This is a genomic window from Streptomyces sp. NPDC033136 (assembly GCF_055578235.1).
The window spans coordinates 131,236-156,488 of record NZ_JBVIPD010000006.1 but is presented as its reverse complement, the minus strand read 5'-3'; the positions used below and the strand labels follow the sequence as shown (position 1 = coordinate 156,488).

At 71.3% G+C, this 25,253-nt stretch carries 18 protein-coding genes and 1 pseudogene; 10 read left to right on the top strand and 9 right to left on the bottom strand.

The annotated features are described in order from the left end of the window. Window positions 1–277 precede the first annotated feature (277 nt). Both ACZ5TL_RS13565 and metH read right to left on the bottom strand, forming a co-directional pair. Entirely contained in the window at window positions 278–979 is a 702-nt protein-coding gene (locus ACZ5TL_RS13565) for an HAD family hydrolase (protein ID WP_468589722.1), read from the bottom strand. A 173-nt stretch (window positions 980–1,152) separates the two neighbouring features. Continuing rightward, window positions 1,153–4,668, bottom strand: a complete 3,516-nt coding sequence (gene metH / locus ACZ5TL_RS13560) for a methionine synthase (RefSeq protein WP_468589721.1) — start codon at window positions 4,666–4,668, stop codon at window positions 1,153–1,155. Window positions 4,669–5,007: 339 nt separating this feature from the next. Here metH and ACZ5TL_RS13555 point away from each other — a divergent pair, with 339 nt between their 5' ends. The 6 genes from ACZ5TL_RS13555 to ACZ5TL_RS13530 all read left to right on the top strand — a co-directional run bounded on the left by ACZ5TL_RS13555 (window position 5,008) and on the right by ACZ5TL_RS13530 (window position 12,027). Continuing rightward, a complete protein-coding gene (locus ACZ5TL_RS13555; RefSeq protein WP_468589720.1) occupies window positions 5,008–5,781 on the top strand; it encodes an IclR family transcriptional regulator in 774 nt (257 codons plus the stop codon). 266 nt (window positions 5,782–6,047) lie between these two features. Further along, window positions 6,048–6,842 (top strand): MIP/aquaporin family protein, encoded by a 795-nt coding sequence (locus tag ACZ5TL_RS13550; protein ID WP_468589718.1) that lies wholly within the window; start codon window positions 6,048–6,050, stop codon window positions 6,840–6,842. Between the two features lie 83 nt (window positions 6,843–6,925). Then, on the top strand, window positions 6,926–8,464 hold the full coding sequence (gene glpK, locus ACZ5TL_RS13545) for a glycerol kinase GlpK (RefSeq protein ID WP_468589716.1): 1,539 nt from the start codon (window positions 6,926–6,928) through the stop codon (window positions 8,462–8,464). A gap of 8 nt (window positions 8,465–8,472) precedes the next feature. Beyond that, window positions 8,473–10,089 (top strand): glycerol-3-phosphate dehydrogenase/oxidase, encoded by a 1,617-nt coding sequence (locus ACZ5TL_RS13540; protein ID WP_468589715.1) that lies wholly within the window; start codon window positions 8,473–8,475, stop codon window positions 10,087–10,089. 124 nt (window positions 10,090–10,213) lie between these two features. Then, window positions 10,214–10,885 (top strand): FadR/GntR family transcriptional regulator, encoded by a 672-nt coding sequence (locus ACZ5TL_RS13535; RefSeq protein ID WP_468589714.1) that lies wholly within the window; start codon window positions 10,214–10,216, stop codon window positions 10,883–10,885. A 158-nt stretch (window positions 10,886–11,043) separates the two neighbouring features. After that, window positions 11,044–12,027 (top strand): PAC2 family protein, encoded by a 984-nt coding sequence (locus tag ACZ5TL_RS13530; RefSeq protein WP_468589713.1) that lies wholly within the window; start codon window positions 11,044–11,046, stop codon window positions 12,025–12,027. Window positions 12,028–12,163: 136 nt separating this feature from the next. Here ACZ5TL_RS13530 and mshC read toward each other — a convergent pair whose 3' ends face one another. From mshC to ACZ5TL_RS13505, 5 genes are all read right to left on the bottom strand, one after another. Beyond that, window positions 12,164–13,393, bottom strand: coding sequence for a cysteine--1-D-myo-inosityl 2-amino-2-deoxy-alpha-D-glucopyranoside ligase (mshC, locus tag ACZ5TL_RS13525; protein WP_468589712.1), 1,230 nt, complete (start codon window positions 13,391–13,393; stop codon window positions 12,164–12,166). A gap of 303 nt (window positions 13,394–13,696) precedes the next feature. Then, complete coding sequence (locus ACZ5TL_RS13520; protein WP_468589710.1) at window positions 13,697–15,127, bottom strand: NB-ARC domain-containing protein; 1,431 nt, start codon at window positions 15,125–15,127, stop codon at window positions 13,697–13,699. A gap of 48 nt (window positions 15,128–15,175) precedes the next feature. Continuing rightward, window positions 15,176–16,006: an SCO1664 family protein gene (locus tag ACZ5TL_RS13515; RefSeq protein ID WP_468589709.1), complete on the bottom strand. Its 831-nt coding sequence runs from the start codon at window positions 16,004–16,006 to the stop codon at window positions 15,176–15,178. After that, window positions 15,970–16,557, bottom strand: coding sequence for a DUF3090 domain-containing protein (locus ACZ5TL_RS13510; protein ID WP_468589708.1), 588 nt, complete (start codon window positions 16,555–16,557; stop codon window positions 15,970–15,972). The genes ACZ5TL_RS13515 and ACZ5TL_RS13510 overlap by 37 nt, the downstream gene beginning before the upstream one ends. Before the next feature lie 78 nt (window positions 16,558–16,635). Then, window positions 16,636–17,322: a histidine phosphatase family protein gene (locus tag ACZ5TL_RS13505; protein ID WP_468589707.1), complete on the bottom strand. Its 687-nt coding sequence runs from the start codon at window positions 17,320–17,322 to the stop codon at window positions 16,636–16,638. A gap of 61 nt (window positions 17,323–17,383) precedes the next feature. Here ACZ5TL_RS13505 and ACZ5TL_RS13500 point away from each other — a divergent pair, with 61 nt between their 5' ends. After that, window positions 17,384–18,379, top strand: coding sequence for a magnesium and cobalt transport protein CorA (locus ACZ5TL_RS13500; RefSeq protein ID WP_468589705.1), 996 nt, complete (start codon window positions 17,384–17,386; stop codon window positions 18,377–18,379). A gap of 48 nt (window positions 18,380–18,427) precedes the next feature. Here the strand turns inward: ACZ5TL_RS13500 and ACZ5TL_RS13495 are convergent, their stop codons facing one another. Together ACZ5TL_RS13495 and ACZ5TL_RS13490 are read right to left on the bottom strand one after the other, a co-directional pair. Next, window positions 18,428–19,216, bottom strand: coding sequence for a ferritin-like domain-containing protein (locus ACZ5TL_RS13495; RefSeq protein WP_468589704.1), 789 nt, complete (start codon window positions 19,214–19,216; stop codon window positions 18,428–18,430). A 249-nt stretch (window positions 19,217–19,465) separates the two neighbouring features. Beyond that, entirely contained in the window at window positions 19,466–20,521 is a 1,056-nt protein-coding gene (locus tag ACZ5TL_RS13490) for an LLM class F420-dependent oxidoreductase (protein WP_468589702.1), read from the bottom strand. A gap of 206 nt (window positions 20,522–20,727) precedes the next feature. On the opposite strand from ACZ5TL_RS13490, the pseudogene ACZ5TL_RS13485 reads away from it, so the two are divergent. The 3 genes and pseudogenes from ACZ5TL_RS13485 to ACZ5TL_RS13475 form a co-directional block, all read left to right on the top strand. Beyond that, window positions 20,728–21,828, top strand: a pseudogene (locus tag ACZ5TL_RS13485) (pectate lyase family protein); the annotation flags it as partial. A gap of 112 nt (window positions 21,829–21,940) precedes the next feature. Further along, window positions 21,941–22,927 carry an aldo/keto reductase gene (locus ACZ5TL_RS13480; RefSeq protein WP_468589700.1) on the top strand — a complete coding sequence of 329 codons (987 nt, stop codon included), beginning with the start codon at window positions 21,941–21,943 and terminating at the stop codon, window positions 22,925–22,927. Beyond that, a complete protein-coding gene (locus ACZ5TL_RS13475) occupies window positions 22,924–25,197 on the top strand; it encodes a helix-hairpin-helix domain-containing protein (RefSeq protein ID WP_468589699.1) in 2,274 nt (757 codons plus the stop codon). The genes ACZ5TL_RS13480 and ACZ5TL_RS13475 overlap by 4 nt, the downstream gene beginning before the upstream one ends. The last annotated feature ends 56 nt before the right edge of the window (window positions 25,198–25,253 follow it).

Sequence of the window (25,253 nt, the reverse complement as noted above, 5' to 3'; positions counted from 1 at the left end):
TTGAGCACCCATCACGCTGCGGAACCGGGCGTGGACACACCGAAAACCCGACAGCGGAAGCTTTGGTGCAGCGTTCCATCAATCGGGACACAAGGGCACGCCGGCGGCCTCCCGGAGGGGGTGCGCAGCACACGTCGGATCCACTGTCGACCCCGAACCGCGTGGGGAACGTCACACACGTAAACGGGTTCACAGGTACGGGAATTCAGTCATCCGGAGGAGTTCGAATTCACTTTCGGAATTGCACCCTTAACACCGCTGTACGCTGGGTGAACACCTAGCGCATTTCCGTCATCAGTCCGTGCAGAAATGTCAGGTCGACCTCTTCGAGGGAGCTGACGACCGTACGCCTGAGGGCCGGGGCGATGGGAGCCACGGAGGGCACCGCCACGACCCGGCAGCCGGCGGCCTCGGCGGCGGCGACCCCCGTCGCGGTGTCCTCGATGACGGCGCACCGGACGGGGTCCGCGCCGAGGCCGGCGGCGGCCGCCAGGTACGGGTCGGGATGCGGCTTGGTGCGCGGCACCTCGTCACCGGCGACCGTGAGGCCGAAGTGGTGCGCGCCCAGCGAGGTGAGCACCCGGTCGATGATGCGCCGGTGCGAGGCGGAGACCAGGGCCGTGGGGATCTCGTACTCGTAGAGCTCCGCCAGCAGCCGGCCGGCGCCCGGCATCAGCGGCAGGGCGCGGTCGATACGCTCCTCGAAGCTGTCGTTGAGCAGCACGGTGAGCTCGTCGAGGGTGATGTCGGCGCCGGTGGCCTCGATCAGGAATCCCGCGCTGCGGGTCATGGGGCCGCCGACCACCACATGGCGCCAGGACTCGTCGAGCGTGTGGCCGAGGGAGGCGAAGACCTCGGCCTCGACGTCCCACCAGAAGCCCTCCGTGTCCACCAGGGTGCCGTCCATGTCGAGGAGCACGGCCTGCAGGGCCGAGCCTTCGGCCGTGCGTGTGCCGAGCGCGGGGACCGTACTGGTCATCCACCTACCTCCTTGAGGGGACGATCAGGCCGGCTCCCACGAGGGGAACCGGCCTGCAGTGGACCGACCAGTCTACGTCGTGCGCGGCCGAAGCGCCTCGTTTAACCGCTGTGCCCCTCGGGCAACACAGAACACACGCCGGGGCGGCTGCGGCGTGTGCCCGGCGGGGCCGGTCAGCGGGCGTTGAAGTACTTCGCCTCCGGGTGGTGGATCACGATGGCGTCCGTGGACTGCTCGGGGTGCAGCTGGAACTCCTCGGACAGGTGGACGCCGATGCGCTCCGGCTGGAGCAGGTCGGCGATCTTGGCCCGGTCCTCCAGGTCGGGGCAGGCGCCGTAGCCGAGGGAGAAGCGGGCGCCCCGGTACTTCAGCTCGAACATGCCCTGCATCTCGTCCGGGTCGTCGCCGGCGAAGCCGAGTTCGAAGCGCACGCGCGCGTGCCAGTACTCGGCGAGCGCCTCGGCCAACTGCACGGACAGGCCGTGCAGTTCGAGGTAGTCGCGGTAGGCGTTGGACTCGAAGAGACGCGCGGTCTCCTCGCCGATGCGCGAGCCGACCGTGACGACCTGGAGGCCCACGACGTCCGTCTCGCCGGACTCCTCCGGGCGGAAGAAGTCGGCCAGGCACAGGCGACGGCCCCGGCGCTGGCGCGGGAAGGTGAAGCGGGTCCGCTCGTTGCCCTGGTCGTCGAGGATGATCAGGTCGTCGTCCTTGGAGACGCACGGGAAGTAGCCGTAGACCACGGCCGCCTCCAGCAGGTTCTCCGTCTGGAGCTTGTCCAGCAGTCCGCGCAGCCGGGGCCGGCCCTCGCTCTCAACGAGTTCCTCGTAGGACGGGCCCTCGCCGGTGCGGGCCTGCTTCAGGCCCCACTGGCCCTTGAACAGGGCGCCCTCGTCGAGCCAGCTCGCGTACTCCTTGAGCTGGATGCCCTTGATCACGCGGGTGCCGCGGAAGGGGGGCTCGGGGACGGGGTTGTCGGTGGCGACGTCGGAGCGAACGTGCCCCTCCTCGGGGCGCTCCTCCACAGCGGCCGGGGCCGCGGCCCGCACGCGGCGCTGCTTCAGCTCGGGCAGCTTCGCGCCGGGCACGCCCCGCTTGACGCCGATGAGGGCGTCCATCAGGCGCAGGCCCTCGAAGGCGTCGCGGGCGTAGCGGACCTCGCCCCCGTAGAGCTCGTGCAGGTCCTGCTCGACGTAGGCGCGGGTGAGGGCGGCGCCGCCGAGGATCACCGGGAAGCGGGCCGCGAGGCCGCGGGTGTTCAGCTCCTCCAGGTTCTCCTTCATGATCACGGTGGACTTGACCAGGAGGCCGGACATGCCGATGACGTCGGCCCGGTGCTCCTCGGCGGCGTCCAGGATCGCGGAGACCGGCTGCTTGATGCCGAGGTTGACGACGTTGTAGCCGTTGTTGGTCAGGATGATGTCGACGAGGTTCTTGCCGATGTCGTGCACGTCGCCGCGCACGGTGGCGAGCACGATGGTGCCCTTGCCGTCCTCGTCGGTCTTCTCCATGTGCGGTTCGAGGTGGGCGACGGCCGTCTTCATGACCTCGGCGGACTGGAGGACGAAGGGCAGCTGCATCTGGCCGGAGCCGAACAGCTCGCCGACGACCTTCATGCCCTCCAGCAGGGTCTCGTTGACGATGTCGAGCGCGGGCCGCTCCTGGAGGGCCTCGTCCAGGTCGGCTTCGAGTCCGTTGCGCTCGCCGTCGATGATGCGCCGCTTCAGGCGCTCGTCCAGCGGCAGGGCGGCCAGTTCCTCGGCCTTGCCGGCCTTGAGGGACTTGGCGGTGGCGCCCTCGAACAGCTGCATGAGCTTCTGGAGGGGGTCGTAGCCCTCGGCGCGGCGGTCGTGGACGAGGTCCAGAGCGGTCTGGACCTCCTCCTCGCTGAAGCGGGCGATCGGCAGGATCTTCGAGGCGTGCACGATCGCCGAGTCCAGGCCCGCCTTGACGCACTCGTCGAGGAAGACGGAGTTGAGCAGGATGCGGGCGGCCGGGTTGAGGCCGAAGGAGATGTTGGACAGGCCGAGCGTGGTCTGCACCTTCGGGTGGCGCCGCTTCAGCTCGCGGATGCCCTCGATGGTGGCGATGCCGTCCCCGCGGGACTCCTCCTGGCCGGTGCAGATGGTGAAGGTCAGGCAGTCGACGAGGATGTCCTCCTCGTGGATGCCCCAGGTGCCGGTCAGGTCGTCGATGAGCCGTTCGGCGATCTCGACCTTCTTCTCGGCGGTGCGGGCCTGGCCCTCCTCGTCGATGGTGAGGGCGATGAGGGCGGCGCCGTGCTCCTTGGCGAGCTGGGTGACCTGGGCGAAGCGGGACTCGGGGCCATCGCCGTCCTCGTAGTTCACCGAGTTGATCACCGCGCGGCCGCCGAGCTTCTCCAGACCGGCCCGGATGACGTCGACCTCGGTGGAGTCCAGCACGATCGGCAGCGTGGAGGCGGTGGCGAAGCGGCCCGCCAGTTCCTCCATGTCGGCGACGCCGTCGCGGCCGACGTAGTCCACGCACAGGTCGAGCATGTGCGCGCCCTCGCGGATCTGCTCGCGGGCCATCTCCACGCAGTCGTCCCAGCGGCCGTCCAGCATGGCCTCGCGGAACTTCTTCGAGCCGTTGGCGTTGGTGCGCTCACCGATGGCCAGGTAGGAGGTGTCCTGCCGGAACGGCACGCTCTGGTACAGGGAGGCGGCACCCGGCTCGGGCTGCGGGGAGCGCTCGGTCGGGGCCACGTCCCGGACGCGCTCGACCAGCCGGCGCAGGTGCTCGGGGGTGGTGCCGCAGCAGCCGCCGACGAGGGAGAGGCCGTAGTCCTGGACGAAGTTCTGCTGGGCGTCGGCCAGGCCCTCGGGGTCGAGCGGGAAGTGCGCGCCGTCCTTGGTGAGGATCGGCAGGCCGGCGTTCGGCATGCACAGCAGCGGGATGCGGGAGTGCCGGGTGAGATAGCGCAGGTGCTCGCTCATCTCAGCCGGACCGGTGGAACAGTTCAGGCCGATCATGTCGATACCGAGGGGCTCCAGCGCGGTCAGCGCCGCGCCGATCTCGGAGCCGAGCAGCATGGTGCCGGTGGTCTCGAAGGCCATCGAGCACAGCAGGGGCACCTCGACACCGGTGGCCTCCATGGCCCGGCGGGCGCCCAGGACGGACGCCTTGGTCTGGAGCAGGTCCTGCGTGGTTTCCACGAGCAGCGCGTCCGCGCCGCCGGCGAGCAGGCCCTCGGCGTTGGCCTGGTAGCCGTCGCGGATGGTGGCGTACGTGACGTGGCCGAGCGTGGGCAGCTTGGTGCCGGGGCCGACCGAACCGAGCACCCAGCGCGGCCGGCCGTCCCCGGCGGCGTACTCGTCGGCCACCTCGCGGGCGATCCGGGCGCCCGCCTCGGACAGCTCGTGCACGCGGTCGGCGATCTCGTACTCCGCCGCCGCCGTGTGGTTGGCGCCGAAGGTGTTGGTCTCGACGCAGTCGACACCGACCGCGAAGTACGCGTCGTGGACGGAGCGGACGATGTCCGGCCGGGTCAGGTTGAGGATCTCGTTACAGCCTTCGAGATTCTCGAAGTCCTCGAGCGTCGGGTCCTGCGCCTGGAGCATCGTGCCCATGGCTCCGTCGGCCACGACCACACGGGTGGCCAGGGCCTCACGGAGGGCGGACACACGGGTCCGGCTGTCTGCGGAAGGGGTCGGCGGCAACGAGGCCATGTAAGGGGCTCCCTCGGATGCGACGGCTGTCGGCTTTGCGGCTTCCCGGACGTCCGGAGGGCATCCGGGGGCGGGCGCACGGCGCCAGCGTAACCGGGAGTGGGCTTGGATGGGCAGCGCGTCCACGGGACGGACGCCGGGGGTACCGGGGACGGACACCCGAGGGCACCGGGGACGGCCGGTGTGCGACGAATCGGTGACGATCAGCCACCCGTGACGCAACAAATGGCGACCGGCCATTAGCGAGAGGTCGGCAACGACCGGTAGTGTTCGACATTGCCGAACGATGACTGCGGACGCAGCTCGTCGGCGGTCGAAGGGGACGGAGGCAGTACGGCGATGGCACGGAACATCCAGTCGCTCGAACGGGCGGCCGCGATGCTGCGGCTGCTCGCGGGCGGCGAGCGGCGGCTCGGCCTGTCGGACATCGCCTCGTCGCTGGGCCTGGCCAAGGGCACCGCCCACGGCATCCTGCGCACCCTCCAGCAGGAGGGCTTCGTGGAGCAGGACAACACCTCCGGGCGCTACCAGCTGGGCGCGGAGCTGCTGCGCCTGGGCACCACCTACCTCGATGTCCACGAACTGCGGGCGCGCGCCCTGGTGTGGGCCGACGACCTGGCCCGTTCCAGCGGCGAGAGCGTCTACCTGGGCGTGCTGCACCAGCAGGGCGTGCTGATCGTGCACCACGTCTTCCGGCCCGACGACAGCCGGCAGGTCCTGGAGATCGGGGCCATGCAGCCGCTGCACTCCACGGCGCTGGGCAAGGTGCTGTCCGCCTACGACCCGGTGGCGCACAGCGAGGCCCTGGAGGCCGACCGCAAAGCGTTCACCGACCGGACGGTGTGCGAGCCGGAGGACTTCGAGCACCTGCTCGACGTCACCCGCGCGCGCGGGTACGCGGCGGACGTGGAGGAGACGTGGGAGGGTGTCGCCTCCCTCGCCGCGCCCATCCACGACCGGCGGCGCATGCCGGTCGGCGCGGTCGGGATCACGGGGGCCGTGGAGCGGCTGTGCCGGTCCGACGAGGAGGGAGCGCTGCGGCCCGAGCTGATCGCGGCGGTGCGCGACTGCGCCCGCGCGGTCTCGCGGGACCTCGGCGCCGGCCGGTTCTGACGGCACACGACCGGACCGGGACGCCGTACGGCGTCCCGGCGTTTGGCATGTCCGCGCTCACCTGCGGCAAGGATGCATACGTCCGGGGCGATCAGTAACGATCGTGTTTTCGACTACACAGCCCTTGACGTGCTCGTAACGCCGAAGCAAGACTCCCGTCCATCGGTCGACATTGTCGAACAGCTACCGGCAATACGCGCTAGAGTGTGACAACGCCAGGCCGGTATCGCACTTTCACCCCTGGACGAAGGACAAAGGAGTCGCGGGTGTCCAGCTCCGACATCTTCATCGGCGAGACCATCGGTACCGCCATACTCATCCTGCTCGGCGGCGGCGTCTGCGCCGCCGTCACGCTCAAGGCCTCCAAGGCCCGCAACGCCGGCTGGCTCGCCATCACCTTCGGGTGGGGCTTCGCGGTGCTCACGGCCGTCTACACGGCGGCGCCGCTGTCCGGCGCCCATATCAACCCGGCCGTGACCATCGCTCTCGCGATCAAGGACGGCGACTGGAGCAACGTCCCGGTCTACCTGACCGGGCAAGTCCTCGGTGCCATGATCGGCGCGGCCCTGGTCTGGATCGCCTACTACGGCCAGTTCCACGCGCACCTCACCGACCGGGAGATCGTCGGCGGTCCGGGTGCGCAGGACACCACGGTCAAGGCCGTCGAGGCCCAGGAGAAGGGCGCGGGCCCCGTGCTGGGCGTCTTCTCCACCGGCCCCGAGGTTCGTGTCGCCTGGCAGAACGTCGCCACGGAGGTCATCGGCACGATCGTGCTGGTGCTCGCCGTGCTCACGCAGGGCCTGAACGACGAGGGCAACGGCCTGGGCACCCTGGGCGCCCTGATCACCGCGCTCGTCGTGGTCTCCATCGGCCTGTCCCTCGGCGGCCCGACGGGGTACGCGATCAACCCGGCCCGTGACCTCGGTCCGCGTATCGTGCACGCCCTGCTGCCGCTGCCCAACAAGGGCGGCTCCGACTGGGGCTACGCCTGGGTCCCGGTGGTCGGTCCGCTGATCGGCGGCGCCATCGCGGCAGGCATCTACAACGTCGCGTTCGCCTAGAAGCGATCCTCGCCCCTTTGCGAAACTCTCGGCACGCGCCGTACGTAAAGCCCCATAAACCCGGAACTTTCCAGGAGCACACAGTGACCGACGCGCACACCGCCGGCCCCTTCATCGCCGCCATCGACCAGGGCACCACCTCCTCCCGCTGCATCGTCTTCGACCGCGACGGCCGGATCGTCTCCGTCGACCAGAAGGAACACGAGCAGATCTTCCCGAAGCCGGGCTGGGTCGAGCACAACGCCACCGAGATCTGGACCAACGTCCAGGAGGTCGTCGCCGGGGCCATCGCCAAGGCCGGCATCACCCGCGACGACATCAAGGCCATCGGCATCACCAACCAGCGCGAGACGACCGTGCTGTGGGACAGGAACACCGGTGAGCCCGTCCACAACGCCATCGTCTGGCAGGACACCCGCACCGACGCCCTCTGCCGCGAGCTCGGCCGCAACGTCGGCCAGGACCGCTTCCGCCGCGAGACGGGTCTGCCCCTCGCCTCCTACTTCGCCGGCCCGAAGGCCCGCTGGCTGCTCGACAACGTCGACGGGCTGAAGGAGCGCGCCGAGGCGGGCGACATCCTCTTCGGCACCATGGACACCTGGGTCATCTGGAACCTGACCGGCGGTGTCGACGGCGGCAAGCACGTCACGGACGTCACCAACGCCTCGCGCACGATGCTCATGAACCTGCACACCATGCAGTGGGACGACAAGATCTGCGAGTCGATCGGCGTCCCGCAGCAGATCCTGCCCGAGATCCGCTCCTCCGCCGAGGTCTACGGCGAGATCACCGGCGGCAAGCTGGGCGACCTGCTCGGCGGCATCCCCGTCGCCTCCGCGCTCGGCGACCAGCAGGCGGCCCTGTTCGGCCAGACCTGTTTCGCCGAGGGCGAGACCAAGTCGACCTACGGCACCGGCACCTTCATGGTGATGAACACCGGTGACAAGATCATCAACTCGTACAGCGGCCTGCTGACCACCGTCGGCTACAAGATCGGCGACCAGGACACGGTCTACGCCCTGGAGGGCTCGATCGCCGTCACCGGTTCGCTGGTGCAGTGGATGCGCGACCAGATGGGCCTGATCTCCACGGCAGCCGAGATCGAGACCCTCGCCCTGTCGGTCGAGGACAACGGCGGCGCCTACTTCGTGCCGGCCTTCTCCGGCCTGTTCGCCCCGTACTGGCGCTCCGACGCCCGCGGTGTGATCGCCGGCCTGACCCGGTACGTCACCAAGGCGCACCTGGCACGTGCCGTCCTGGAGGCCACCGCCTGGCAGACGCGGGAGATCGCCGACGCCATGACCAAGGACTCCGGCGTCGAGCTGGCCGCCCTCAAGGTCGACGGCGGCATGACCTCCAACAACCTGCTGATGCAGACCCTCGCCGACTTCGTGGACGCCCCCGTGGTGCGTCCGATGGTCGCCGAGACCACCTGCCTCGGCGCCGCCTACGCCGCCGGCCTCGCCGTCGGCTTCTGGAACAGCACCGACGACCTGCGTGCCAATTGGCGCCGGGCCGCCGAGTGGACCCCCCGCATGGACGCGGAGACCCGCGCCCGTGAGTACAAGAGCTGGCTCAAGGCCGTCGAGCGGACCATGGGCTGGCTCGAGGACGAGGAGTAAGAAACAGCATGACCACTCAGTCCACCCTGCAGTCCGTGCCTGCCCTGGGGACGCGCCCGGCCTCCGGCTCGAACCCGAGCCGAGCCGAGACCAGGGAGCAGCTCGCCAAGGCGTCGTACGACCTTCTCGTGATCGGCGGCGGCATCCTGGGCATCTCCACCGCCTGGCACGCCGCGCAGTCCGGCCTCAGGGTGGCTCTGGTCGACGCCGGCGACTTCGCCGGCGCCACGTCCTCCGCCTCCTCCAAGCTGCTCCACGGCGGTCTGCGCTACCTGCAGACCGGCGCGGTGAAGCTGGTGGCGGAGAACCACTTCGAGCGCCGTGCGGTCTCCCGCCAGGTGGCCCCCCACCTGGCGAACCCGCTCACCTTCTACCTCCCCGTGTACAAGGGCGGGCCGCACGGCGCGGCGAAGCTCGGGGCGGGCGTCTTCGCCTACTCCGCGCTCTCCGCGTTCGGTGACGGCGTCGGGCATCTGCTCTCCCCCGCCAAGGCGGCGCAGGACGTGCCCGAGCTGCGCACCGAGAACCTCAAGGCCGTGGCCGTGTACGGCGACGACCAGATGAACGACGCGCGTATGGCGCTGATGACGGTCCGCGGGGCCGTCGAGGCCGGCGCGGTCGTCCTCAACCACGCCGAGGTCACCGGCCTGCGTTTCACCCAGGGCCGCGTCACGGGCGCCGAGCTCAAGGACCGGCTGTCCGGCGACGAGTTCGGTGTCAACGCCCGGCTGGTGCTGAACGCGACCGGTCCGTGGGTCGACCACCTGCGCAGGATGGAGAACCCGAACGCGGCTCCCTCCATCCGCCTGTCCAAGGGCGCGCACCTGGTCCTGAAGCGCACCTCCCCCTGGAAGGCCGCGCTCGCCACCCCGATCGACAAGTACCGCATCACCTTCGCCCTCCCCTGGGAGGACATGCTGCTCCTCGGCACCACCGACGAGGAGTTCGAGGGCGACCCGGCGGACGTCGCGGTCACCGAGCAGGACATATCCCAGATCCTCGACGAGGCCGCCTTCTCGGTGCGCGACCAGCAGCTGAGCCGCGACCTCATCACGTATGCCTTCGCGGGCCTGCGGGTGCTGCCGGGCGGCCCCGGCGACACCTCCAAGGCCAAGCGCGAGACGGTCGTCACCGAGGGCCGGGGCGGCATGCTGTCCGTCGCGGGCGGCAAGTGGACCACGTTCCGCCACATCGGCCGGACGATCATGAAGAAGCTGGAGGCGCTGCCGGGCCACCCGCTCGGCGACGACTTCGAGCCGATCAGCTCGCTGCCGAAGAAGCTGCCGCTGCCCGGGATCGCCAACCCGCGCGCGGTCGCCCACCGGCTGCTCACCGACCGCCCGGCGCCCGGTCCGCGCATGGCGGCCGACACGGCCCGGCACCTGGCCACGCACTACGGCTCGCTGGCCTTCGACATAGCCCGCCTGGCCAACGAGAGCCCCGAGCTCGCCGAGCGCGTCCACCCCGACGCCCCGGAGATCTGGGCGCAGGTCGCCTGGGCCCGGGACCACGAGTGGGCCGAGACCCAGGACGACGTGCTGCGCCGCCGGACCACGCTGACCATCCGGGGCCTGGCCACGGACGACGTTCGCGCCAAGGTGCAGGACCTGCTCGACAAGAAGTAGGCACGACCCGGGGATCCCGTTGCCGGGAGGGGCGGTCCACGCCGCGGATCCGCCCCTCCCGTCGTTCCCGACCCTCATAATGACGTGATACGTCGGAGGTCTTGAGCGACAGGGAGGGCCGTCCATGGCAGTCACCGACGAGGCGATCGAGAAGATCAAGGGCATGATCGTCTCCGGCGAGCTGCGCCCGGGCGACCGGCTGCCCAGGGAGAGCGAACTCGCGGCCGCCCTCGGCCTGTCCCGCAACTCGCTGCGGGAGGCCGTACGCGCCCTGTCCCTCATCCGGATCCTGGACGTCCGGCAGGGCGACGGCACCTACGTCTCCAGCCTCGACCCGCAACTCCTGCTGGAGGCGATGAGCTTCGTCGTGGACTTCCACCGCGACGACACGGTCCTGGAGTTCCTGGCCGTACGCCGCATCCTGGAACCGGCCGCGACGGCGATGGCGGCCGGGCGGATCAGCGAGGGGCAACTGGAAGCGCTGACGGCCCAGATGGACAAGCTCGGCGAGAACCCGTCCGTGGAGGATCTGGTCGCCTGTGACCTGGAGTTCCACCGGGGCATCGTGCACAGCTCGGGCAACTCCGTGCTGTGTTCGCTGCTCGACGGGCTGTCGGGCCCCACCACCCGGGCCCGGATCTGGCGCGGCCTCACCCAGGAGGACGCCGTCGCCCGCACCCTGCGCGAGCACCGCGCGATCCTCGCCGCCCTGCGCGACCGGGATGCCGAGGCGGCCCGCTCGTGGGCGACCGTGCACATCGCGAGTGTGGAGCAGTGGCTGCGCTCCACGCTGTGACCAGGGCCTCACGGACAGCTCGGATGAATCCCGGGTGTTCGGGGGCGGATCGCGGGGCAGTGATGGGGGCACTCCCCCTGTGAGGGGGCTGCGGGCGCCCCCGTGGCACGCCGTAAGGTTGGGTGGTCAAGCGAGGGCACGTCGGAAGGAGGCGCTGGGTGATCGAGCTCGAGGGGGTTCCCGAGCTGATCGACCCGGTCATGGTGGCCGCGTTCGAGGGCTGGAACGATGCCGGCGACGCCGCCTCCACCGCGGTCGCGCATCTGGACAAGGAGTGGAAGGGCGAGGTGTTCGCGGCGCTGGACGCCGAGGACTACTACGACTTCCAGGTCAACCGCCCCACGGTGTTCATGGAAGCCGGCGTCCGCAAGATCACATGGCCCACGACGAGGCTGTCGGTCGTCCGGGTCGGCGGTGAGAAGCCGCGCGATCTCGTCCTCGTCCGGGGCATCGAGCCGTCCATGCGGTGGCGTTCGTTCTGCAACGAACTGCTCGGCTTCGCACACGAGCTGGGCGTGGAACTGGTGGTCGTCCTGGGCGCGCTGCTCGGCGACACCCCGCACACGCGTCCGGTTCCGATCAGCGGGACGACGTCCGACCCGGACCTGGCCCGGCGCATGGACCTGGAGGAGACCAAGTACGAGGGCCCCACGGGCATCGTCGGCGTCCTCCAGGAGGCCTGCACGCACGCGGGGGTACCGGCCGTGTCCCTGTGGGCGGCGGTGCCGCACTACGTGTCGCAGCCGCCGAACCCGAAGGCCACGCTTGCCCTGCTGAACCGGCTCGAGGACCTGATCGACGTGCGCATCCCGCTGGGCGAGCTGCCCGAGGACGCGCGCGCCTGGCAGGTCGGTGTGGACCAGTTGGCCGCCGAGGACAGCGAGGTCGCCGAGTACGTCCAGTCGCTGGAGGAGGCCCGGGACACCGCGGAGCTGCCGGAGGCGTCGGGCGAGGCGATCGCCCGCGAGTTCGAGCGCTATCTGCGCCGCCGTGACGGAGGCGGACCGCCCTCCTCCGGAGGTCACGCCACGGCGGACGGCAGCGACAGCACGTCGTACCTGCGGGACAACCCGGGCGGCCGCAACCGCCCGCCGAAGAAGTCCAAGCCGGGCACCGACGACGAGGAGTCGTCGGAGGACTGAGCCCCCGGCGGGCCACTGCCACCCGGGCCGCCGCCGGCGACGGCGAGCGGACCGGGAGCGGGGGGCCGGACCGGATGCCTCGCGAACGCCTGAGGGGCGTCTCCCCAACGGGAGACGCCCCTCGGTTCGTCTTCGGTCAGAGCGCTACGCCGAGCAGCGCGTCCACCGCACGGGAGACGACCCCCGGGGCGCCCTCGTCCGTGCCGCCGCTCTCCTCCTGCCGCGCGGCCCAGCGGTCGACCGCGACGAGCGCGGCCGGGGCGTCCAGGTCGTTGGCGAGGGCCTCGCGGATCTCCTCCACGAGCGCCTCCGCCGGCGGCCCGTCGGGCCGGGACACAGCGGCCCGCCAGCGGCCGAGCCGTGCGACCGCGTCCCGCAGGACCTGGTCGGTCCACTCCCAGTCGGCGCGGTAGTGGTGGGCGAGCAGCGCGAGCCGGATCGCGGCCGGGTCGACGCCCTCGTGCCGCAGCCTGGAGACGAAGACGAGGTTGCCCTTGGACTTGGACATCTTCTCGCCGTCGAGGGCGACCATGCCGGCGTGCACGTACGCCTTGGCCATGGGGAACGCGCCGGTGAGGGCCTGGGCGTGCGAGGCGCCCATCTCGTGGTGCGGGAAGGCCAGGTCGGAGCCGCCGCCCTGGATGTCGAAGCCCATGCCGAGGTGGTCGAGGGCGATGGCCACGCACTCGATGTGCCAGCCGGGCCGTCCGCGCCCGAGCGATCCGCCGTCCCAGCTGGGCTCGCCCTCGCGGGCCGCCATCCACAGCATCGGGTCGAGCGGGTTCTTCTTGCCCGACCGGTCCGGGTCGCCGCCGCGTTCGGCGGACAGCAGCCGCATCGCCGCGGCGTCCAGATTCGAGACCTTGCCGAAGTGCGGGTCGGACTCGACGGAGAAGTAGACGTCGCCGTCGAGTTCGTACGCGGCACCGGCGTCCCGCAGCCGCTCGACGAGCGGGACGATCCCCGGTATCGCCTCCACGGCGCCTATGTACTGCCGCGGCGGCAGCATCCGCAGGGCCGTCATGTCCTCGCGGAAGAGGGTCGTCTCCTTCTCGGCGAGCGCGGCCCAGTCGAGTCCGTCGCGCTGCGCCCGCTCCAGGAGGGGGTCGTCGACGTCGGTGACGTTCTGGACGTAGTGAACCTGCCGCTTGGTGTCGAGCCACACGCGCTGCACGAGGTCGAACGCGTTGTAGGTCGCCGCGTGTCCCAGGTGCGTGGCGTCGTACGGGGTGATGCCACAGACGTAGATACGGGCGACGGGACCGGGGGCGAGGGTGACGAGGCCGCCGGTCGCGGTGTCGTGGATCCTCAGGTCGCGGCCCTGACCAGGCAGGGCGGGGACCTCGGAAGCGGGCCAGGCATGCATGCCTTGAGCCTAACCGGACTGAAGTTCCATCTACGAATGGGAGCGGGCCGGACGGCCGAGAAGGCGCTCTTGCGGTGAGGCGGCGGCTGTGCGGCTGGTGCCGCGACAGCCGACGTTCGCCCCGTTGCGACGCCCGGGCACGCTCCCCCTCCCGGTGCGGGCGCGTGGGATGTGCCCCCACGCGCCCGCACCGGGCGCAAGCCCGGCGTGCCGCTGCCGGCGGGATGCCGGTCGGACGACGAGCGAAGGGCGCGACGGGCCGGACTCCGACGGGAACCGAGCCGCCCGCCCGAGCGTTTCCACTCATGGTGAACATCCACTCACGGAGGGTGTCTCGGCGTGGATCCGATAGCGATAGGGCTGCTCGCCGCCCTGGCGGGCGGTGCGGGTGGCGAGTTGGGCCGGCAGGCATGGGCGGGGCTGAGTGCCCTGGTGCGGCAGCCGTTCCGGCGCTGGCGGGACGCGGCACAAGCCCCTCAGGTCAGTACCGGGGAGCCGGAGTTGGCGGCCTTGGGGCAGGCGCCGGACGACCAGGCGCGCGCACGGGCCCTCAGCACCGCCCTCGCCGATCGCGCCTCGCTGGACCCCGACTTCGGCGCCGGCCTGCGGCAGTGGCACGAGAGGGCGAGGCTGATCCTCACGAAGGACGGCGACGTGCGCAACACCATCAGCGGGGGCAACCAGTACGGGCCTGTGCTGCAAGGCCGGGACTTCTCCGGGCTCTCCTTCACCACGCAGCCTCAAGCCGAGCGGGACGGTGTCGGGCGCGTAGCAGCAGGTCGTCTTGAGGAAGCGGACGGCACTCGGCCGTAACGCAGCGACGGCGTCGACACTCAGGCGCAGGCTTCGCGCCGTGTTGCGGCGGTGCACGTCCGTCCATGCCGGTGAGTCGAGGAGTTCGCCGGGCTCGGCGTCGAGCAGCCCCTGATAGCTCTCGCAGGACAGGCCCTGTGCGCGCATGTAGGCCGAGGCCTGCTGGAGGGCGAGCGGGAGCCCTCCCAGGTCAGCCGCCAGCCGGTGGGCGCCGTCGTCGGCGTCCAGGCCCGTGTGCCCGGAGAGCCACGCCGCTCCGACGGGGGCGGGCAGGGGCTCGACGGTCCTCACGGCCAGCCCGCACTCCGTCCAGTCCACGTCCCACCGCGTGGTCACGACCACCGTCCCGCGATCGATCCGGGCCAGCACGACGGCCACGTCACTCGGCGTCTCGACACTGTCGAGGACGAGCATCCAGCCGTCGTGGTGGTGCAGCCAGTCCATGGCCCAGGCGGCCGCATCCGCCGGTGTGCGCCAGCGCCGGTGTCCGGGTAGCAGATGGTGGGCCAGGGCTGCGAGGCCCCGGGTCACGGCTATGCCGTCCTGCGCGCTGACCCACCAGGTGATCGGATACCGCTCTCGCAGCGCGCGGGCGGCGTGCAGGGCGAGTTCGGTCTTGCCCACACCGTGCATGCCGACGAGTGCCACGCCGAAGCCGTCGTCCGAGGGCGCCCCAAGCAGCCGGACGACTTCGTCCAGGTCGTCGTCGCGGCCCCACAGTCGACCGGACGGAGGCCGTGGCGGGTTCGCCACCGGCGTGAACGCGTGGACGTCCGATGCCAGCGGCAGTCCCGGCTCGTGGATGTGCGTGTGCACGCCGCCCTTGACCGTGCCGGCTTGGACCACCGGCCCGAAGACGGTCCCCGACAGGTCGTTCCTGGTGCCGTCCCGCTCCACACCGTCGTCCGCGCCCTGCGCCATGCCTGCCCCCCGCTCGTCCCGGATTACAGCGTGGCACAGGCCGGCCTTCTAGACGGGCGGCCAGGGAATCGCGGGCCATTCGCCGCTCGGCTCCGGATGCGTTCCCGAGGCGAGCAGCGCGCCGACCCGCGCGCGTGTGGCGGCGATCTCGGGGCCGGTGATCAGCGGTGCGAGCCGCGCGGCGAGCGCTCCGCCCTCCGCCAGTGCCTTCCGCAGGCCTTCGAGGACCTGGACGGCCTCCTGGGTGAGGCTCTCCCCCGCCCATCCCCACAGCAGGGTCCGCAGCTTGTTCTCGACGTTGAAGGTGACCCCGTGGTCGATCCCGTACAGCCGTCCTTCGCCGGTGGGCAGCAGATGCCCGCCCTTGCGGTCGGCGTTGTTGATCACGGCGTCCAGCACCGCGAGCCGCCGCAGCCGCTCGTCGTCGGCGTGCACGAGCAGCGCGGTGCGCCCCTCGCCGGCCTCGGCGAAGCCGATCGCCTTCCAGCCCGGCCCGGGTTCCTCCCCGTCGACCAGGGCGAGCAGCTCCGGCTCCGGCGTCGCCTCGACCCACAGCTGGCACATACCCTCGCCGTACGGGCCGTCGCGCAGCACCGTGGGCGGTACGAGGCCCCAGCCCGTCGCCTCGGAGACCTCGTACGCGGCGACCTCGCGCTGGGCGAGCGTCCCGTCGGGGAAGTCCCACAGGGGCCGCTCCCCGGCGACCGGCTTGTAGACGCAGGCCGCTTCCCGGCCGTCGTGGGACACCGTGCAGTACAGGGCCGCGTTGGACGCCTCACGGATGCGTCCGCGCACGGTGAGTTCGCCCCGTGAGAGCAGCTCGCCGGCGTCCGGGGGAGGTGTCACGCTCCGCGGCGGTATCCGTTCTGGCGCGGACATACGTGTCCTTCCGGGTCGAGCGGGAGGCTGCACAGCGGGCACGGTGGCCGCCCGGCGTTGACGACGTCGAGGGCGCGCTTGGCGAAGGCCCGGGCCTGCGTGCCGGTGAGCCGGACCCGCAGCATCGGGGGGCCGTTCTCCTCGTCCTGGAGCAGCCGTTCCTCGGCCTCGGCGAGGTCCTCCTCGGAGTCGGCGTCGAGTTCCACGAGCGCCTGCGCCTCGACGATCATGAGCTGCTCGTCGCCGTCCCAGGCGAGCGCCATGGTGCCGACCCGGAACTCCTCCTCGATGGGGGTGTCCAGCGGGGCGGTGTCGGTGTCCGACGGTGCGACGGCGGGGACGGAGGCGCTGCCGCCGCTACGGCGTACAACCTCGTCGAGCAGTTCGTCCATGCGTTCGGCGAGCGCTGCGACCTGGGTCTTCTCCAGGGCCACGCTGGTCACCCGGGAGCCGGCGGAGGCCTGGAGGAAGAACGAACGGCGCCCGGGCAGTCCGACCGTACCGGCCACGAAGCGCTCCGGATGGTCGTAGAGGAACACCTGACGGGACACGTCCTGTCTCCATGGGAATCGTGGGAACCGTGTGAGCACGGCACTGCTGCGACCGCTTCACCCTACTGCGGCCGACGATCACGGTGCGCCCGCACCACCCCCGACTTCGGCCTCGTCGCCCGGCGGTTCCTCGCACGGCGCCAGGGACGTGAAGTCGCCGGTGTCGCCGAGGCGGACGAGAAACGGCCGCAGCCGTGTGTAGCGGATCGCCGTGATGGAACACGGTTCGACGGAAATCCGCTGGAAGAGGTCCAGATGAAGCCCGAGTGCGTCGGCGACGAGGGACTTGATGAGGTCGCCGTGCGAGCACATGAGGTAGACGGCGTCGGCGCCGTGGTCGCGCTCCACGCGCGCGTTCCACTCGCGCACGGCCTCGGCGGCGCGCGTCTGCATGGCCCGCATGGACTCCCCGCCGGGGAACGCCGCCGCGGACGGGTGCGCCTGCACCACCTCCATCAGGGGCTCGTCCCTGAGCTCGGCGAGCTTGCGACCGGACCAGTCGCCGTAGTGGCACTCGCCGATGCGCTCGTCGGTGTGGGGGCTCAGGTCCGGCCGGGCCTCGAGCAGGGGCCGGATCGTCTCCTGGCAGCGCTGGAGCGGGCTGGTGACGACTTCGGCGAGGGGCAGTTCGGCCAGACGCCCGGGCAGCGCGGCGGCCTGCGCGGCGCCGCGCTCGTCGAGGGCGACACCGGGCGTCCAGCCGGCGAGCAGTCCCTCGGTGTTGGCGGTGGAGCGTCCGTGCCTGACCAGGATCAGCGTGGGCATGCGGTCCAGCGTAGGCGCACGCACGCGTGCGGTGTCGTTCGAGTGACGGGAGACTCGTTTCGTGATCGTCGACTGTGCCATCTACCGCGACGGACAGCGGACGGAAGGCCCTGGGGACCTCTCCGACGCCCTGGGTGAGGCCCGCACGGAGGGCGGTTTCGTGTGGATCGGGCTGCACGAGCCGACGGAGCGCGAATTCGACCGTGTGACCCGGGAGTTCGGACTGCATCCGCTGGCCGTGGAGGACGCCCTCAAGGCGCACCAGCGGCCCAAGCTGGAGGTGTACGACGACTCGCTGTTCGTGGTGCTCAAGCCGGTGGCGTACGAGCCCCAGAGCGACACCGTCTCCGCCGGCGAGCTCATGATCTTCCTGGGCGACTCGTTCGTGGTGACCGTCCGGCACGGCGAGGGCGCCTCGCTCCAGGCCCTGCGCCAGCGGCTGGAGCAGGAGCCGGAGCTGCTGGGAAACGGCCCCACGTCCGTGCTGTACGCGGTCGCCGACGCCGCCGTGGACCACTACCTGGACGTGGCCACCGAGTTGCAGAACGACCTGGAGGTGCTGGAGGCGGAGGTCTTCTCGCCGGACGGCGGGGGCTCACGGAACACCGCGTCCCGGATCTACGACTTCAAACGGCAGGTTTTGGAGTTCCGCCGGGCGACCGGGCCGTTGGCCCTGCCGATGAGCCGGCTGGCGGGCACGGCGCCGTACGGCGTGGCGGTGCCGTTCGTGGACGACCGGGCCCGGCCGTTCTTCCGGGACGTCAGCGACCACCTGACGCGCGTGAACGAGTCCGTGGAGAACCTGGACCGCCTGGTGTCGGACATCCTCTCGGCGCATCTGGCGCAGATGAGCGTCCGGCAGAACGACGACATGCGGAAGATCTCCGCCTGGGCGGCCATGGCCGCGATCCCCACGATGTTCGCGGGGATCTACGGCATGAACTTCGAGCACATGCCCGAGCTGCGCTGGGTCTGGTCCTATCCGGCGCTGATCGCCCTGATGGCCGGGCTGGAGATGATGGTGTTCCGGCTGTTCAAGCGGCGGGGGTGGTTGTAGGCGGGGCTGGTTGACGCCCGGGGCCGGCCGCCGAGGGAGCGGCCCGGCTCAGGCGAACTCGGGTTCGACGGTGGCGGGTCCGCCGAGGGCGTTGCGGCGCGCGGGCGTCTTCAGCGACACCATCCGGCGCCAGCCGCCCATCCGTTCGTAGGCGTACACGCCGTGGATGCCCGCCACGAGCACCGCCGACCTGGCCTTGGACCAGCCGAGGATGCGGCCCATGTGCGCCATGACGGCGAGGCTGACGTCCCGGTGGATCCGGATCTCGGCGAGGGCGCACGCGCGCAGGGTCCGCTGGATGGCCCGGCCGTGCCCCGCGTACGCGAAGCGCAGCAGCTCCTCGTGGCAGTAGGCGAGGTGGTTGTGCTCGTCGTGGGAGATCCGCCTGACCGCGCGGCCGATGCCGGGGTCGTCGGCGAAGTGCCGGCGCAGCAGGTCCATCTGCTCGGACGCGCGCTGTTCGGTGACCCTGCTGTGCGCGAGGTACATGACGAGGTCCAAGACCGTGAGCCGCTCGTCGCGGCCCAGCTGCTCGTGCGCGAGGCCGATGCCGTTCTTCTCCAGGAGCAAGGTGTAGTCGGTCTCCGGCGGGACCGGGACGGGGTCGAGGCCGCGCTTCTTCAGCAGGGCGTTGAAGATCCGGCCGTGCTTGTCCTCGTCGGCACCGTGCCGGGCGATCTTGGGGGCGAGTTCGCGTTCGCCGTCGGGGACGAGCGCGGCGATGCGGGCGTTCTCCCAGCCTCCCTGGGACTCACCGCTCGCGGCGATGGAGCAGAACAGGGCGAAGGACCCGTCGTTGTCGAGGATCTCCTGGAACAGGCTCTTGGCCGAGAGCATCGTGGGCACCTCTCCCGCGCGCGTGCGAACTGCAGGATTCCGCAGGTTTCCGCGAAGAACGAGTCAAGTGCGGCGGGGAGGGTGCTGCAACAGGAGTGAGGGACGTCTCCGCCGAATGGGGGACATGAGGGGGCCTGCGCCCGGCTCAGCGAGGACGGTACGGCGTAACCGCTTCGGGCCGGCCGCGTTGTTCCGCGTGACGGCCGTGGCGGGGAAGACCCCCGAGCCCCCACCACGGCCGCTGAAACCTCAGGCGAGCCCGGCGCGCTCCAGGGCCTCCATGCCGGCGCGGAGGGACGCGAGCCGCTCGTCGAGCGTGAAGCCCGCCGGGGCGAGGGACAGGGTGGTCACCCCGGCCGCGGCGTAGGCCCGCATCCGGTCCGCGATCCGGTCCACGGAACCGAGCAGGGTCGTCTTGTCGATCAGGTCGTGCGGTACGGCTGCCGCGGCGCCCTGCTTGTCGCCGGAGAGGTACCTGGTCTGGATCTCGGCGGCTTCCTTCTCGTAGCCCATGCGCTGGGCGAGCTGGTTGTAGAAGTTCTGCTTGGGGCTGCCCATGCCGCCGACGTACAGCGCGGTGTAGGGGCGGAAGGTGTCGGCCAGGGCGGCCACGTCCTTGTCGTCGCCGACGGCGAGCGGCAGCGTCGGGCAGACGTCGAAGCCGTCGAGGGTCTTGCCGGCCTTCTCGCGCCCGGCGCGCAGGTACGTGATCGTCGTGTCCTCGAGATGCTCGGCGGACGGGAAGATCAGCAGGGCACCGTCGGCGATCTCACCGGTCTGCTCGAGGTTCTTCGGGCCGATGGCGGCGATGTACAGCGGGATGTGCTCGCGCTGCGGGTGCACGGTCAGCTTGATCGGCTTGCCCGGGCCGCCGGGCAGCGGCAGGGTCCAGTGCTGGCCCTCGTAGCTCAGGCGTTCGCGGGTCATGGCCTTGCGGACGATCTCGACGTACTCGCGGGTGCGGGCGAGGGGCTTGTCGAACTTGACGCCGTACCACCCCTCGGAGACCTGCGGGCCGGAGACGCCGAGGCCGAGGCGGAAGCGGCCGCCGGAGAGGGAGTCGAGGGTGGCGGCGGTCATGGCCGTCATCGCGGGCTGGCGGGCCGGGATCTGGAAGATGGCGGAGCCGACGTCGATGCGCTCGGTCTGGGCGGCGACCCAGCTCAGTACGGTGGCGGCGTCGGAGCCGTAGGCCTCGGCGGCCCAGCAGACGGCGTATCCGAGGCGGTCGGCCTCCTGGGCGACGGCCAGATTGTCCGCGTCCATTCCGGCACCCCAGTAGCCGAGGTTGATACCGAGCTGCATGCCGATTCCCCTTACTGATCAGTAACGTGCCTTGTGTCCAGACCATAGCGCGGGGGCGGGGCGCGGGACACCGCCACACCCGACCCGCTTTCATATGGATGAACAGAAATCAAGGACGCGACCATTGACGCGTTCACGGCAGCTCCTTACCTTCACTGGAAAGCGCTTTCCATCACCGCATCCCGAAGACGGACGGAGAGGCAAGGATGAAGCGACCAGTCTCACCACGGCTCCACGCGGTACTGGCCACGATGGCCCTGGCAGCCGCGACCGGCACGCTCGTGTCGATGCCCGAGGCGTCGGCGGCGACCGGCAGTGCCACCGGTTACGCGACCCGGAACGGCGGGACCACCGGCGGTGCCGGCGGGCAGACGGTCCGGGCGACGACGGGCACCGCGATCCACGCCGCCCTGTGCGGCCGGGCGAGCAGCAGCACACCGATCACCATCCAGGTCGAGGGGACCATCAACCACGGCAACACCAAGAAGGTCTCGGGCAGCAGCTGCGACACCGCCGACGGCGTCATCGAGCTCAAGAAGGTCAGCAACGTGACCGTCGTCGGGGTGGGCAACGGCGCCGTCTTCGACCAACTCGGCATTCACATCCGCGAGTCGAAGAACATCATCATCCAGAACGTGACCGTCCGGAACGTCAAGAAGTCCGGCTCCCCCACCTCCAACGGCGGCGACGCCATCGGCATGGAGAAGAACGTCCGCAACGTCTGGGTCGACCACACCACCCTGGAGGCCTCGGGCGGCGAGTCGGAGGGTTACGACGGCCTGTTCGACATGAAGAACAACACCCAGTACGTGACCCTGTCCTACAGCGTGTTGCGCAACTCCGGCCGCGGCGGCCTGGTCGGCAGCAGCGAGAGCGACCGATCGAACGGCTTCATCACCTACCACCACAACCGCTACGAGAACATCGACTCCCGCGCCCCGCTGCTGCGTGGCGGCATCGCGCACATGTACAACAACCACTACGTGAGGCTGAACGATTCCGGCATCAACTCCAGGGCGGGCGCCCGCGCCAAGGTGGACAACAACTACTTCGAGGACTCCAAGGACGTCCTGGGCACCTTCTACACCGACGAGGCCGGCTACTGGCAGGTCGGCGGCAACGTCTTCGACAACGTGACCTGGTCCACGCCGGGGAGCAAGAACCGACCGGCCGGCCCCGACCCGAAGTCGAACACCACGGTGGCCATCCCCTACTCCCACGGTCTCGACGCGGCCGGCTGCGTGCCGGCCATCGTGAGCCGGACGGCCGGAGCCAACAAGGGGCTTCAGGTGTCGGACGGCAGGTGCTGACCGAGGACACCGGGCCGCGGCCGGCTCGGGGGCAGTCACCGTCCACACCCGGAAATCGGTCGTCCGCCGCCACCCACACGGCAGGTTCTGGCCAGTAATCTCGGCGTTCATGGAGCAGAGGTATCTCGGCCGCACCGGCCTCCGTGTGTCCCGGATCGGGCTCGGCACCCTGACCTGGGGACGGGACACCGACGAGCACGACACCGCGGACCTCATGAAGACGTTCTGGGAAGCGGGCGGAACCCTCGTCGACACCGCGGACGTGTACGGGGACGGTGCGGCCGAGTACCTGCTCGGCAGGCTGATGGACGGCTTGGTGCCGCGCCGGGACCTGGTCATATCGACCAAGGCCGGCAGTGTGCCGGACCCCGACCGCCGCTTCGACGGCTCCCGCGGCCATCTGCTCTCCGCGCTGGACGGCTCGCTCTCCCGGCTCGGCACCGACTACGTCGACCTGTGGCACGTGCACGCCTTCGACCCGGACACCCCGCTGGAGGAGACCCTCCAGGCCCTCGACCTCGCGGTCTCCAGCGGGCGTGCCCGGTATGCGGCCGTCTCCAACTTCTGCGGCTGGCAGCTGGCCAAGGCCGCGACCTGGCAGCTGGCGGCCCCCGGCACCCGGACGCGGCTGGCCGGCACGCAGCTGGAGTACTCGCTGCTCCAGCGCGGCGTGGAGCGCGAGGTGCTGCCGGCCGCGCTGGATCTGGGCATCGGACTGCTGCCGTCCTCCCCGCTCGGGCGCGGGGTGCTCACGGGCAAGTACCGCGACGACTCGACACCACCGGACTCGCGCGGTGCCTCGGAGCATCTCGCGCCGTTCGTCGCGCCGTACCTCGACGACACGGCGAGCCGCATCGTGGACGCCGTGACGACCGCGGCCGACGGGCTGGCGGTGACGCCCCTCCAGGTGGCCCTGGCGTGGGTCCGCGACCGGCCGGGCGTGGCCGCCCCGGTCGTCGGCGCGCGCAACGCGCAGCAGCTCACGGCGGCGTTGTCAGTGGAGAGCCTTAGTCTTCCTGACGAGATCTGCCGGGCGCTCGACGATGTGTCGGCGCCTGTGCACCGCTATCCCGATCACGACTGGAGCACGCTGTGAGCACGGAGCCCGAGACCACGGAGGACGACGGGCCGGGGACGCCGGGTGCCGAGAGCGCTCCGGCCGGCGATGCCGAGACCGAGAGCGGCAAAGCCGGTGACGGGCAGGTGACCGACGCCGAGGGTGGTGAAGCAGCCGGAGCCGGACAGGTGCCCGAAGCCGGGAGGGCGTCCGAGGGCGAGGACGGTGGAGCCGGGGCCGGGCAGGTGTCCGAGGCCGAGGCGGAGCTGCGGGCTCAGCGGGCCGAGCGGGAGCGCATCGAGCAGCGCAAGGCCGAGAAGAAGACGGTCGAGGCCGGCACCAAGCTGAGCGGCAAGGCCGCCGATCTGCTCGCGGCCGTACGGGCCGTGGAGAGCGGAGACAAGCCGGTGGCCACGGTGTTCGAGGAACCCCCGCCCGCTCCCCGGCGCCCCGCCCCGGAGCAGGTACGGCGGCCGGAGCCGGTGGCGGCCGAGACCGTCGCCGCGTCGTCGGCTCCCGCGCCGCAGGCCGTGCAGGCCGTGCGGCAGGTGCTCGCCGGAGGCGGGGCCCCGGAGGGTCTCGCGCCGCAGGTGGCCGCGGCGCTCGGCGAGGGTGCGGACGAGTTGCTGCGGGCGGATCCCTGGCAGCTGCTGCGCGTCGCGGGGGTGCGGCCCGAACAGGCCGACGGGTTCGCGCGGGCCCTGCTCGGCGCCGAGTGCGGCCCGGACGACGAGCGGCGGGGCCGGGCCGTCACCGTCTGGCTCCTGGAGCAGGCAGCGCTGGCCGGGCACACCGCTCTGGAGATGCCGGCGCTCCTTGCCGCCCTGGCACAGCGGGGCGTACCGGAGCCCGACGGCGCCGTGCAGGACACGATCGCCGAGGGTGCGGCGCTGGTCTTCCAGGACGCCCTGGAGGAGCCCGGTGTTCCGGTCCCATCGGCCCCGGCGGACGCGGAGGGCGTGGCGGAGGACGAGGAGCCTCCGGTCCGTGTCCTGGTGGGGCTGGAGCGGTACGCGCTGGCGGAGGAGAGCCTGGCCGACGGCCTGGCCCGGCTGGTCAACTCGGTGCCCAAGCAGGACGGTTCGGCCGGGGAGTGGGAGCGGGTCGCCGCCGGGGTCCAGGGTTCGGCGGCGGAGCTGCTCCGCGCGGTCGCCGGTCACGGCCTGGTGCTGCACACCGGCGGGGAGGTGTCCCTGGCCGAGCCCGCGACGCTGCTGCACGCCGCGCGTACCCTCGGGCTGCGGGCCTGGGCGGCCGCGCACGGACCCATCGGGCGGAACCGGTTCGCGGCGCTGGTGCGGCGGTCCGGCCAGGCAGCGGACGTCCCCGGGCAAGCCGGCGAGACGTCCGCCGACTCCCCCGTCGCCACCGTCTCCGGACTGCTCTCCGGCCTCGAAGGGCCGGGCCGGGATGCCGACGGAGCCCTCGATCTCGATCTGCTCGTCGTCCTCGACGCGCCGCAGCTGGATGTCGAGACGGCGGCCCTGCTGACGGAGTCGCTGCCGGACGGGGCGCGGCTGGTGCTGGCCGGGGACCCCGCGGTGCTGTGGTCCGTGGGGCCGGGGCGGGTGTTCGCGGATCTGCTCGGGGCGCGGATCTGCCCGCAGGTCGCCTCGCGGCGGCCGGACCCCGGCCCGCTGGGCGAGCTGGTCTCCGGGATCGGCATCGGAGAGCTGAACCAGGTCGAGGCCCCCGGCAAGGAGGTCGTGATCGTCCCGGTGCGGGACGCCGGCGAGGCTGTGCACCGGACGGTGCAGCTCGTCGTGGACTCGGTGCCGCGGGCGATCGGCGTACCGGCCGAGGAGACCCAGGTGATCACACCGGGGCACGCCGGAGCCGCCGGCACGCGTGCGCTCAACGCGGCGCTGAAGGAACGGCTGAACCCGGGCCCGGGCCGTTTCGGCGGCTTCGACCCCGGTGACCGGATCGTCCACTCCCCTGTCCCGGGGCGTGCGCTGCCGGGCCGTGTGGTCAAGGCGGACGCCGAGGGACTGCACCTGTCGTGCGAGGGCGAGGAAGTCGTCGTACCGAAGGAGCGGGTGGAGCAGTCCGTGCGGCACGGGTGGGCCGTCACCGCGCACCAAGCGGTGGGAAGCCGGTGGCCCGCGGCCGTCGTGGTGCTGCCCGGCGACGCGGCACAGGCCCTCAGCCGGCCATGGGTGTACACGGCGTTCGGGCGGGCCGACCGTCACCTGTCCGTGGTGCACGGCGTGGAGCAGGCACTCCCCCGCGCCGTGGCCGAGGTACCGGCGAAGCCGCGCACGACCCGGCTTCCGGTGCTGCTCGCCCCGCAGGTCAGCGGCGTGTGACGAGGGCGGCGGGCACGGGTCCGGACCTGTGCCCACCGCCCTCGTGGTCCCCTGCG

Coding starts and splice junctions, on each gene's coding strand:
- ACZ5TL_RS13505 (WP_468589707.1), bottom strand. CDS start 17,322: ATGCCCACGCTGATCCTGGTCAGGCACGGACGCTCCACCGCCAACACC.
- ACZ5TL_RS13480 (WP_468589700.1), top strand. CDS start 21,941: ATGGAGCAGAGGTATCTCGGCCGCACCGGCCTCCGTGTGTCCCGGATC.
- ACZ5TL_RS13515 (WP_468589709.1), bottom strand. CDS start 16,006: ATGTCCGCGCCAGAACGGATACCGCCGCGGAGCGTGACACCTCCCCCG.
- metH (WP_468589721.1), bottom strand. CDS start 4,668: ATGGCCTCGTTGCCGCCGACCCCTTCCGCAGACAGCCGGACCCGTGTG.
- ACZ5TL_RS13520 (WP_468589710.1), bottom strand. CDS start 15,127: ATGGCGCAGGGCGCGGACGACGGTGTGGAGCGGGACGGCACCAGGAAC.
- ACZ5TL_RS13495 (WP_468589704.1), bottom strand. CDS start 19,216: ATGCTCTCGGCCAAGAGCCTGTTCCAGGAGATCCTCGACAACGACGGG.
- ACZ5TL_RS13490 (WP_468589702.1), bottom strand. CDS start 20,521: ATGCAGCTCGGTATCAACCTCGGCTACTGGGGTGCCGGAATGGACGCG.
- mshC (WP_468589712.1), bottom strand. CDS start 13,393: ATGCATGCCTGGCCCGCTTCCGAGGTCCCCGCCCTGCCTGGTCAGGGC.
- ACZ5TL_RS13555 (WP_468589720.1), top strand. CDS start 5,008: ATGGCACGGAACATCCAGTCGCTCGAACGGGCGGCCGCGATGCTGCGG.
- ACZ5TL_RS13565 (WP_468589722.1), bottom strand. CDS start 979: ATGACCAGTACGGTCCCCGCGCTCGGCACACGCACGGCCGAAGGCTCG.
- ACZ5TL_RS13535 (WP_468589714.1), top strand. CDS start 10,214: ATGGCAGTCACCGACGAGGCGATCGAGAAGATCAAGGGCATGATCGTC.
- ACZ5TL_RS13540 (WP_468589715.1), top strand. CDS start 8,473: ATGACCACTCAGTCCACCCTGCAGTCCGTGCCTGCCCTGGGGACGCGC.